2 protein-coding genes and 5 pseudogenes are annotated in these 12,715 nt (G+C 54.0%); all 7 read left to right on the top strand.

Translation table 11 applies throughout. From position 1 onward, the window contains the following. Positions 1-485, top strand: a pseudogene (locus AR333_RS25575) (AMP-binding protein); the annotation flags it as partial. Positions 486-503: 18 nt separating this feature from the next. Beyond that, positions 504-724: pseudogene (locus tag AR333_RS25570) on the top strand (hypothetical protein); the annotation flags it as partial. A 1-nt stretch (position 725) separates the two neighbouring features. Further along, on the top strand, positions 726-2,481 hold a 1,756-nt coding region (locus AR333_RS24045; RefSeq protein WP_253735968.1), incomplete at its 5' end, for a condensation domain-containing protein. Positions 2,482-2,569: 88 nt separating this feature from the next. Further along, positions 2,570-11,599 (top strand): annotated as a pseudogene (locus AR333_RS24040) (amino acid adenylation domain-containing protein); the annotation flags it as partial. A 1-nt stretch (position 11,600) separates the two neighbouring features. Further along, positions 11,601-11,803, top strand: a pseudogene (locus tag AR333_RS25565) (AMP-binding protein); the annotation flags it as partial. 112 nt (positions 11,804-11,915) lie between these two features. After that, positions 11,916-12,229: pseudogene (locus AR333_RS25560) on the top strand (AMP-binding protein); the annotation flags it as partial. A 107-nt stretch (positions 12,230-12,336) separates the two neighbouring features. After that, a partial coding sequence (locus AR333_RS25555) for an AMP-binding protein (RefSeq protein ID WP_367585058.1) occupies positions 12,337-12,715 on the top strand: 379 nt, incomplete at its 3' end.

The following is a 12,715-nucleotide window of genomic DNA, read 5'->3' as shown; positions in this document are numbered from 1 at the left end:
TTACGGCTCGCAGTTTAGAATCATCAACAGCTACGGCGTAACCGAAGCGGCGATTGATTCGAGCTACTACGATGAGCCGCTTGCACTCCTGCCGGAGAAGGGCAGCGTGCCGGTCGGCAAAGCGCGGCTGAACGCCCGCTTCTACATCGTGGATACGCATTTGAACCCGGTACCGGTCGGCGTACTCGGTGAGCTCTGCATCGGCGGACCGGGCGTGGCCCGCGGGTACTTGAACCGTCCCGAGCTGAACGCGGAGAAGTTCGCAGACAGCCCGTTCGTCACCGGAGAGCGGCTGTACCGCACAGGCGATTTGGCGCGCTGGATGGCAGACGGCAACGTGGATTTCATCGGCCGGATCGACCACCAGGCCAAAATCCGTGGGTATAGGATCGAGATCGGCGAAGTGGAGTCGCAGATTCTGAAGATAGAAGCGGTTCGCGAAGCCGTTGTGACCATCCGGGAGGATGAGAGCGGTCAGAAAGCGCNGGATCGAGATCGGCGAAGTGGAGTCGCAGATTCTGAAGATAGAAGCGGTTCGCGAAGCCGTTGTGACCATCCGGGAGGATGAGAGCGGTCAGAAAGCGCTGTGCGCTTATTTCACCGCTGCCGGAGGCGGGGAGCTTCCCGCGAGCGAGCTGAGAAGCCTACTTGCCCGGGAACTGCCGGGTTACATGATTCCGTCGTACTTCGTGCAGCTGGAGCATCTGCCGCTGACGCCGAACGGNCGCGAGCGAGCTGAGAAGCCTACTTGCCCGGGAACTGCCGGGTTACATGATTCCGTCGTACTTCGTGCAGCTGGAGCATCTGCCGCTGACGCCGAACGGCAAGATCGACCGTAAAGCGCTGCCCGCTCCGGAAGGAAGCGCGAGCGGCGGATCGGACTACATCGCCCCGCGGACACCGCTGGAAGCGAAGCTGGCCGAGATCTGGCAGGAAGTGCTTGGACCTGTGACCATCGGCGTGAAGGACAACTTCTTCGCCCTCGGCGGGCATTCCATGCGTGCCACGATGCTGGTGAGCAAACTTCACAAGGCACTGAATGTCGAATACCCGCTCAGAGACGTCTTCCGCTGCGCTACGATTGAAAGCATGGCTGAGGCGATCGCCCATATGGAGAAGCAGGAGCACATCAGCATTCCTCTGCTTCCGGAACGCAGCTATTATCCGCTTTCTTCCGTACAAAAAAGGCTGTATATCCAGCAACAAATGGAGGGAGCCGAACTTAGCTACAACATGTCTGGCATGATGCTGCTTACTGGGGAGCTGGACCGGAGACGATTCGAGGAAGCGCTGCGCGGTTTGATTACGCGCCATGAGATTCTGCGCACCGGTTTTGAAATGGTAAACGGAGAGCCCATGCAGCGGATCTACAGTGAAGTGAATTTCATCTTAGAATACCGGCAAGCAAGCGAAGAGGAAACGGAAGAGCTCGCAGAGAGCTTCGTACGCGTCTTCGATCTCGGACAACCTCCGCTGCTGCGGGTAGGTCTCATCGAGTGGTCGCGAGAACGCCATATTCTGATGTTTGATATCCACCATATCGTCTCTGACGGCGTGTCCACAGGTATTCTAGTCGAAGAACTTCTTCGTCTGTATAGTGGAGAAAAACTCCCGCCGCTGCGGATTCAGTATAAGGATTACGCTTCCTGGCAGTTGTCTGAGACACAGGGCGAGAGGATGAAGCGTCAAGAGGCATATTGGTTGAATGCTTTGAAAGGTGAGCTTCAGCCGCTCGAATTGCCGACCGACTTTGCAAGACCGGCGGTTCGAGGCTATGAGGGAGATGTGTTGAATTTCTTTGTTGACAAGCAAACGAGCGAAGGTTTGCAGAGAATCGCCGAGGATGCCGGATCGACAATCTATATGGTGCTGCTGGCAGCCTATACGATCTTGCTTCATAAATATTCGGGACAGGAAGATATCATCGTAGGTACGCCGGTTTCCGGCAGAACCCATACGGATATGCAGCCGCTCATCGGCATGTTCGTCAACACACTGGCTATCCGCAATTATCCGGCCGGCGACAAAATGTTCTTCTCCTATTTAGATGAAATCAAAGAAACGATGCTGGGCGCTTTTGCCAATCAGGACTATCCGTTCGAAGAGCTTGTGGACAAAGTACAGGTGACGAGGGACTTAAGCCGGCATCCGTTATTTGACACCATGTTTGTTATGGAGACCAAGGAAGAGCAAGTCAACCGTTTCGGAGATTTAACGGTGGAGCCCTACATTCAGACTCAGACGGCCGCCAAATTTGATCTGACCTTAGAGATTGCTTTAGTGGAAGAAGGCATGAACGCTCTTTTTGAATACCGCACCAAATTATTCACAAGAAATATGATCGAACATTTTGCGGAGGATTTACTTGAAATCATGTCCGGGATTATCAAGCAGCCTTATATTCTCCTGAAAGACCTTTCATTGAGCGGCGTCTCAGAGCAAGGAGAGGACTTAGTAGAAGCCATAGATTTTGTTTTTTAGAACCTTACCTGCTGGGGTGCAGGATTTAAATTTGGAATTTGCATCCCGGCAGGATAGCTTTTACTGATCGAGAGGGGAGAGATGAAGGGTGGCTTTTGAAAAGGAAACTCTTTATTGGAATAAAAAATTCGAGGGTGAAGATTACACACTTACACGTCTGCCTTACAGTAAGACTCCTAATCACTGCGCACCTGTTACTCAGTCTGTTTCCGGCGCCTTGTCCGCTGAGGTTGCGCAGCGCGTGATTCAGATGAGCAAAGGCTCTCATTTAGCTGCATACATGATTTTGTTGGCGGGAGTCCAGTGTTTGTTATACAAATATACAAATGAAAAAAACATCTTGCTTGGCATGCCGATTGTAAGGAAAGCGACTGAGTCGAGGCGTCCTATTAATCATGTGGTCATTCTCAATAACACGCTAAGCGGCAGTTCTACATTTAAAACCTTGTTGAGCGAGCTGAAACTGTCACTTCCGGAAGCGATTCATCATCAGCATATTCCGTTTCGCAAAATGACCGAAAAGCTTCATCTTGAGTATGCAGACGGAATCCCCATTGTGAACACGCTTGTTTCCCTGAACGAACTTCACACGGTGGACCCCGGTCAGAATATGGTGTCCGATTGTTTATTTCAGTTCGGACTGGAGAATGATTCGATTTCTTGGAGTTTTGTGTATAACGGGAATTTGTATGATCCGGCGTTTATGAACCGGGCAGCCGATCATTTGGATCGTGTGCTGTCTGTCGTTTTGTATCAGCCGGACCTTAAAATAGCCGAGGCGGAAATTTTGTCACAATCGGAGAGGCACGAGCTGCTTCAATATTTTAACGATACCGCTGCGGAATATGATCAGGAAAAGACGATTCATCAGCTGATTGAGGAACAATCCGAACGCACGCCGGATCATGTGGCTGTGGTGTTCGGAGAGCAGCAGTTGACGTACGGGCAAATGAACGAGTGGGCGAACCGTCTCGCACGGACGCTTAGAGAAGCTGGCGTGACCACAAACGAGCTTGTCGGAATCATGACAGATCGTTCGCTTGACATGGTTGTCGGGATTCTCGGCATCTTGAAAGCCGGGGGCGCTTATGTGCCGATTGATCCGGAGTATCCCGAGGAGCGCATCCGCTATTTAATGGAAGATTCGGGAGCGAAGCTGTTATTGACTCAGCGGCATTTGCAGGAGAGAGTGTCGTTCGCCGGTAAAATGTTGGCGCTGGATAATGAAGCTCTTTACAGGGGGAGCAGCTCGAATCTGGAGCCGGCAAGCGGGCCGGATGATCTGGCTTATGTCATTTATACGTCAGGAACGACCGGGAAGCCTAAAGGGGTTATGGTGGAGCACCATGGGCTGAGCAGCTTGAAGAGCTTATTTGAAGAAAAGCTGCTGATGAGCGAAACGGACAGAGTGATCCAATTCGCGAGCTTGTCGTTCGACGCTTCTTGCTGGGAAATATTCCAAGCGTTATTCTTCGGTGCAGCGTTATATATTCCGGACAAAGAGACCATCCTGGATTACAAATTATTCGAAGGTTACATGAAGAAACAGGGCATTACAACGGCTACTTTACCTCCGACTTATGCCGCCTATCTGAATCCGGATGGTATGCCTGCCTTGAAGAACCTGATTACGGCGGGCTCCGCAGCCTCTCTGGAGCTTATTCAACAGTGGAAGAGCAAAGTAAAGTATTTCAATGCGTACGGCCCTACCGAGGATTCGATTTGTACGACCATCTGGTCTGCTGCGGCAAGTGAAAGCGGCCCTTCTGTTACGATCGGCAGTCCGATTCAGAATCACCGGATCTATATTGTAGATTCTCATGATCAGCTGCTGCCGACAGGCATAGCCGGAGAAATGTGCATCGCAGGAGCCGGACTGGCTAGAGGATATCTGAACCGGCCCGACTTGACAGCCGAGAAATTCGTGGACAATCCGTTCGAACCGGGAGAGAGGATGTACCGTACAGGAGACTTGGCCCGCTGGCTGCCTGACGGCACCATCGAATACATGGGCCGGTTGGATCATCAGGTGAAAATCCGCGGTTACCGGATTGAGGTTGGTGAGATCGAAGAACAGCTGCTTAGAATCCCATCCATTCAAGAAACGATTGTTCTTGCCAGGGAGGATAGCGACGGTCAGCAGCTGTGCGCTTATTACGTGGCGGATACACCGCTGGTACTTCGTGAGCTCCGGGAGGCATTATCGAGCAACCTGCCGGGCTATATGATCCCGTCACATTTTGTACAGGTAGAGAGGATGCCGTTAACGCCCAATGGAAAAATAGACCGTAAGGCGCTGCCTGCTCCGGAAGGTAACATGCTTGCGGGCGGGGAGTACATCGCACCCCGATCCGATACGGAGAAGGCCCTGGCAGCCGTGTGGCAAGCGGTGCTCAGTACCGGCCTTGTCGGGATAACGGATCATTTCTTTGAGCTTGGCGGAGATTCCATCAAGTCGATCCAGGTGTCATCCCGGCTTCATCAGGCCGGCTACAAACTGGAAATCCGGGACTTGTTCAAATATCCGACTATCGCACAGCTAAGTCTGCACATCCAGCCGATCGCCCGGACGGTGGACCAGGGCGAAGTGACCGGAGATGCCGTGCTGACTCCTATCCAGCACTGGTACTTCCAGCAGCAATTCGCCGACCCGCATCATTTTAACCAGTCTGTTATGGTGTACCGGAAGGCTGGATTTGACGAAGACGTGATCAGACAGGTGCTGGAGAAGCTAACGGAGCATCACGATGCACTCCGGATGGTTTTCCGCAAAACCAGTAACGGATATGCCCCATGGAACCGGGGAATCGGAGAGGGCGACCCATACAGCCTTGAGATAGCCGATTTCAGAAGCTTGGAGGATTGCGGTGCAGCAGTCGAAGCCAAAGCGAATGAAATTCAGAGCGGTATAAATCTGGAAGCGGGCCCTCTTGTGAAAGGCGGGTTGTTCCGGTGTGCGGACGGCGACCACCTGATGATCGCCATTCATCATGGTGTGGTAGACGGGGTATCCTTGCGGATTTTGCTGGAAGATATTGCGCTCGGTTTGGAGCAGGCCGAAAACGGCGAAGCGATCCGTTTTCCGGCGAAGACAGATGCATACCTTACCTGGTCCAAGCAGCTTGCCGCTTATGCGCAGAGCACGGCTATGGATACCGAGAGAGAGTATTGGAAGCGCATGGCTGAGATCCCCGTTCAGGAGCTCCCCAAAGACTGGCACCCGGGTACGTCCCTGCAGCAGGATAGTGAATCATTGATTATCGAGTTAAGCCAGGGAGAGACGGAGCAATTATTAAAACGGGTTCACCGGGCCTATAACACGGAAATGGATGATATCCTGCTGACGGCACTGGGGCTGGCTGTACAGAAATGGTGCGGACTTGAGCGTGTACGGGTCAATCTGGAGGGCCATGGGCGGGAGTCCATCCTTGCCGATGTCGACATCACGCGTACGGTCGGATGGTTTACCACCAAATATCCGGTTGTTCTTGAGCCGGAAGCTCATCGAGATTTAGCGTACCAAATCAAGAAGGTAAAAGAGAATCTCCGTCAGATTCCAAATAAAGGAATCGGATACGGGATATGCCGGTATTTGTCCGCGAATAACGACGATTTGATCTGGGGTGCCGAGCCGGAAATTGTCTTTAACTATTTGGGGCAGTTCGATCAGGATTTAGAAAATAACGACATGATTCTTTCGCCTTATTCCAGCGGAAAGCCCTCGAGTCAGCGGCAATCGCGGACCTTCCCGCTGGAGATCAACAGCATGGTGCTGGACGGGTCCTTATCGCTTGATCTCAGCTACAGCCGGAACGAGTACCGTCCGGAGACGATGGAGCAGCTGGCCCTCTATCTGCAGGAGAGCCTGCAGGCCATTATTGCCCACTGCGCAGCCCAAGAGCGGACTGAATTGACGCCGAGTGATGTTCAGTTCAAGGGATTAAGCGTAGATGAACTGAAACAAATTGCTGAGCAATCGCAGCCCATCGGAGAAATTGAGAATATTTACACCCTTACCCCCATGCAGAAGGGGATGTGGTTCCACAGCGCGATGGACCGGCAAGCGGGCGCGTATTTTGAACAAGCACGGTTTACTTTGCGGGGGACACTTGATGTGGATTTGTTCGCCAAAAGCTGGGCGGAGCTGGCAGCGCGTCACGATGTATTGCGGACGAATTTCTACAGCGCTAAGGACGGAGAACCCCTGCAAATCGTGTACCGGGATAAGAAGATCGGATTCGTTTATGAAGATTTGCTTCATCTACAGGCAGACGAGCAGACGCTGTACCTAGAGAATAAAGCAAGAGAAGACATGCTCCGGGGATTCGATCTGGAAAGGGATGCACTGGTCCGGGTAACGGTCATGCGAATAGGAGAAGAAACCTATCGAGCGTTATGGAGCTTCCAGCACATTCTAATGGATGGCTGGTGCCTGCCGCAGCTCATGCAGGATTTGTTCCAGACGTATGCAGCCTTGCTGCATACTAAGCTTCCTGAACGAACAATCGTGCCCCGGTACAGTCAATATATCGAGTGGCTGGAGAAACAGGACGAGTCGGCCGCTTCCCGCTACTGGTCCGAATACCTGGGAGGGTATGAAGGGCAAACTTCTCTGCCGTCTAAGAAGAACGAACCGCAGATCGAAGGGTACATTCAAGAACATGTCGTGTGTGAATTGGGCAAAAACTTGAGCAGCCGGATGGACGTGGTGGCGAAGCAGCACCAGGTGACACAGAATACTTTGCTCCAGGCAGCTTGGGGTATTCTTTTGCAGAAATATAACGGAACCGGCGATGCGGTGTTCGGCAGTGTCGTATCCGGAAGACCCGCCGAAATTCCCGGAATCGAAGAGATGATCGGGCTGTTTATAAATACTATTCCGGTTCGTGTCGCATGTGGAGCTGAAGAGTGTTTTGCCGATGTGATGGCAAGGATGCAGGAACAGGCGCTGGAGTCCGGCCGTTACGACTACTATCCGCTGTATGAGATTCAGGCAAGAAGTACGCAGAAACAAGGTCTCGTTAATCATATTATCGCGTTCGAGAATTATCCGATGGATGAGCAGATGGAACAGGCAGGGGAAGCCGGCAGCGGCGGGCTGAAGATCACGGATGTGGACATGTCGGAACAAACGAACTATGACTTTACGGTGACCGTGCTTCCGGGAGAAGAACTGGTGATTCATTTCGACTACAACGCTCAAGTGTTTGAACGAGCGGATATCGAGAGGCTGAAGGGGCATCTGGTTTATGTGCTGGAGCAGATCACAGCTTATCCCCGAATTGCAGTAGGGGAAATAGAACTGACGACGGCACCGGAAAAAGCCGAGATCATCGAACGGTTTAATGACACGTTCACGGAGTTTCCGCGCGATAAGACCCTGCATCAATTATTCGAGGAGCAGGCAGACCGTATACCGGATGCGGTGGCGGTTGTATTCGGGAATAAGCAGTTAACCTACCGGGAGCTGCGCGGTAGAGTGAACAGATTGGCCAGAACCCTGAGACTTAAAGGAGTGGGCAGGAATAGTCTAGTTGGAATTATGGCGGAACGTTCTCTGGAAATGATTACAGGTATTCTGGCGGTTCTAAAAGCCGGGGGAGCTTATGTGCCGATTGATGCCGAATATCCGGAGGAACGTATCCGGTACATGACTCAGGATTCGGGAGCGCAGGTGATGCTGGTGCAGCGGCATCTGCAGGAGAGGGTAGCGGGGCCGTGCAGTCTGGTCGTACTGGATGACGAACTGGCTTATCATGCGGACGAGTCGAATCTGGAACCGATGAACGATTCCGCCGATCTGGCATGTGTCATTTACACATCCGGAACGACAGGCAACCCCAAAGGTAACTTAGTTGCGCACCGCAATATCGTCCGGATCGTCCGGAATACCAACTATATCGATATTATCGAGAGTGACCGGGTTCTTCAGATGTCGAGCTATTCGTTTGACGGGGCGATCTTTGATATTTTCGGAGCTTTGACCAATGGAGCGAGGCTGGTTCTTATACCACGGGAGACCATGCTGGAGATCGGGGAATTGGCGGCTTTAATCAAGCGGGAGCAGATCTCCGTTGCGCTAATTACAACGGCATTCTTCAATGTTCTCGTGGATGTGAATGTCGAGTGCCTGGGACATATGCGGGCCATCGTGTTTGGTGGCGAGCGTGTATCCGTCAGTCATGTACAAAGGGCTCTAAGGCATATAGGACCCGGCAAAATCATCCATGCATACGGCCCATCGGAGAGCACGGTCTATGCAACTTATTATGTGGTGAACGAAGTGGAGGCCGGTGCCGTCAACGTGCCGATCGGACGGCCGATCAGCAATACGTCTGCCTTCATCTTAAACGGCAGCGGCAAGCTGCAGCCGGTTGGTGTGGCAGGGGAACTCTGCATAGCCGGGGAGGGCCTGGTACGGGGCTACCTGAATCGTCCTGAACTGACGGCAGAGAAATTCGTGGACAATCCGTTCGCACCGGGAGAAAGAATGTACCGGACAGGCGACTTGGCCAGATGGCTGCCGGACGGCACGATCGAGTATGTCGGGCGGATGGATGATCAAGTGAAAATCCGGGGTTTCCGGATCGAGCTTGGCGAGATCGAAGCGCATCTGCTGAAAGTGGAGTCCATCCAGAAGGCGACGATCGTTGTCCGGGAATCCGCCAGCGGTGAAAAGCAGTTATGCGCATACTTCGTAGCGAATAAAGATCTTCCAGCGAGCGGGCTGAGAAGTGAGCTTGCCGGGGAGCTGCCGGGTTATATGATTCCGTCCTACTTTGTTCAATTGGAGGACATGCCGTTAACGGCTAACGGCAAAGTCGACCGGAGAGCACTGCCTGCACCGGAAGAGAGCGTGCATACGGGGGCTGAGCATATCGAGCCGCGCACCCCGCTGGAACTTGATTTATCGGTTCTGTGGAAATCCGTTCTAGGGCTTGAAAGGGTTGGGGTTAAGGATAACTTTTTCGAACTCGGGGGACATTCCTTGCGCGCAACGACACTGGTCAGCAAACTGCATCAGGAAATGAATATTGTGCTGCCGCTGAGGGATGTGTTCCGGTACCCGACGATTGAAGAGATGGCTCAGGTTATTGCCCGGTTGGAGGAACAGGACTATTCAGCTATTCCGGCAGCGGCGGAGGCTGACTATTATCCGCTCTCTTCGGCGCAGAAGCGTCTATTTATTCTGCATCAGCTGGAAGGGGCGCAGCAGAGCTACAACATGCCGGGGGCGATGCTGCTCGAAGGGAGCATAGACCGGAAACGCCTCGAAGAAGCGTTCCGCGGACTGATAGCACGCCACGAGACGCTGCGTACCGGATTTGAGATCGTAAGCGGCGAAGCGGTGCAGCGGGTCAGCCGGGAAGCGGATTTTGCCGTGGAATATGTTCAAACAAGCGAAGAGAAAGCCGGACAGGTTGTCCGCGATTTTATCCGATCGTTTGATCTGGCGAAACCGCCGCTGCTGAGAGTAGGGCTCATTGAGCTAGGCCCGGAGCGCCATATTCTGCTGCTTGATATGCATCATATTATCTCGGACGGTGTGTCGATGGACGTGCTGGTGGAGGAGTTTGCCCGTTTGTACAGCGGAGAACAGCTGGAACCGCTGCGTATCCAGTACAAGGATTATGCGGTATGGCAGCAGTCCGATGTCCAGCAGGAGCAGTTAAAGGTGCAGGAGGCCTATTGGCTGGATATTTATCAGGGAGAGCTGCCTGTTCTGGAGATGCCCGCCGATTATGCGCGTCCGGCTGTGCAAAGCTACGAAGGGCATGCGATTGGATTTTTCATAGATGAGAAGAAGAACGGGGAATTGCAACGCCTTGCAGCCCAAAGCGGCTCGACACTCTACATGGTGCTTCTCGCGGCTTACACGATTCTGCTGCACAAATATTCGGGTCAGGAGGATCTGGTCGTGGGAACCACGATTGCGGGCAGGAACCACGGAGATGTACAGCCGCTGATCGGCATGTTCGTCAATACACTGGCCATCCGTAATTACCCCTCCGGTGAGAAAACATTCTTATCGTATCTGGAAGAGGTTAAGGAAACGACCTTGGGTGCTTACGACCATCAGAACTACCCGTTCGAAGAGCTGGTGGAGAATGTTCAGGCGTCGCGGGATTTAAGCCGTAATCCGATTTTTGATACGATGTTTTCCTTGCAGAATACGGAAAGCAAAGAGTTTGAGCTTCAGGGACTTCGAATGGCGCCGTATCCGAGCGATTTTGCAATGGCGAAATTTGATTTGAGCCTGGATATATCCGAAGAGGGCGGCGGTCTGGATTGCAGCCTGGAATATGCGGTTTCCTTGTATAAAAGGGAGACGGCAGAGCGGTTGGCGAAGCATTTCGAGCAGCTGCTCGAAGCGATTGTAAGCCAACCGGAGGCAAGGATTGCAGCGCTGGATATAATGACCGCAGAAGAGAAACAGCAGATCCAGCAGGAGTTCAATGCGGAGCCTGCCGGTGAACTTCCGCCGGTGCAGCCGCTCTACCGGTTGTTCGAAGAACAGGCCGCACTTACGCCAGCGCAAGCGGCGGTTGTGTATGAAGATACGCAGCTGACCTACGGCGAGCTGAATGAACGGGCCAGTCGCCTGGCCGCAGCGCTGCGGGCGGGCGGCATCGGCCGCGAAAGCATCGTCGGCATCTTGGCCGATCGTTCCGTGGAGCTGCTGGTCGGTGTCCTGGCGGTGTGGAAAGCCGGAGGCGCGTACGTGCCGATAGACCCGGATTATCCGCAGGACCGCATCCGGTTCATGCTGGAGGACAGCGGCGCATCCGTGCTGCTGACGCAGAGCCATCTGCTGGAGCGTACCCGGGCCTGGCTGGATGAAGGAGTGGCGCTGCCGCTGCAAAGCGTTCTGTGTCTGGATGACGAGGAATCTTACAGCGCACTCGGCGTAGATGTTGCGGGTGTGGATGCATCGTACAGCGCAGCTGGAGTGAATGCTGCTGGAGTGAGTGCAGCTGACATGAATACATCCATCAATGATAACCACGACAACACAGCACGCATGGAAGATCTAGCCTACGTGATCTACACGTCGGGAACGACGGGACGCCCCAAGGGCGTCATGATCGAGCACCGCAGCCTCGTCAACACGGCAGCGNTGAAGCAAGATCTAGCCTACGTGATCTACACGTCGGGAACGACGGGACGCCCCAAGGGCGTCATGATCGAGCACCGCAGCCTCGTCAACACGGCAGCGGCTTATCGCCGCGAGTACCGCCTGGACCGGTTCCCGGTCCGGCTGCTGCAGCTGGCGAGCTTCTCCTTCGACGTCTTCGTCGGGGACATCGCGCGCACGCTGTATNCGGTTACAGTACCGCCTGGACCGGTTCCCGGTCCGGCTGCTGCAGCTGGCGAGCTTCTCCTTCGACGTCTTCGTCGGGGACATCGCGCGCACGCTGTATAACGGCGGAACGATGGTGATCTGTCCGAAGGACGACCGCATCGACCCGGCCCGTCTGCACGGCTGGATTCGCGACTGCGGGATTACCGTGTTCGAATCGACTCCGGCGCTCATTGTGCCGTTCATGGACTATGTCGCCGAACACGGACTGGATATGAGCTCCATGGAGCTGCTGATCACGAGCTCCGACAGCTGCAGCGTGGGAGATTACCGGCTGCTGCAGGAGCGTTACGGCTCGCAGTTTAGAATCATCAACAGCTACGGCGTAACCGAAGCGGCGATTGATTCGAGCTACTACGATGAGCCGCTTGCACTCCTGCCGGAGAANTTACGGCTCGCAGTTTAGAATCATCAACAGCTACGGCGTAACCGAAGCGGCGATTGATTCGAGCTACTACGATGAGCCGCTTGCACTCCTGCCGGAGAAGGGCAGCGTGCCGGTCGGCAAAGCGCGGCTGAACGCCCGCTTCTACATCGTGGACACGCATTTAAACCCGGTACCGGTCGGAGTGCTCGGTGAGCTCTGCATCGGCGGACCGGGGGTGGCCCGCGGGTACTTGAACCGTCCCGAGCTGAATGCGGAGAAGTTCGCAGACAGTCCGTTCGCGGACGGAGAGCGGCTGTACCGTACAGGCGATTTGGCGCGCTGGATGCCAGACGGCAACGTGGATTTCATCGGCCGGATCGACCACCAGGCCAAAATCCGGGGGTACCGGATCGAGATCGGCGAAGTGGAGTCGCAGATTCTGAAGATAGAAGCGGTTCGCGAAGCCGTTGTGACCATCCGGGAGGATGAGAGCGGTCAGAAAGCGC

The organism is Paenibacillus sp. FJAT-26967 (assembly GCF_001541095.1).
Taxonomy (GTDB): Bacteria; Bacillota; Bacilli; order Paenibacillales; family NBRC-103111; genus Paenibacillus_F.
This window is presented reverse-complemented; position numbering and strand designations above follow the sequence as displayed.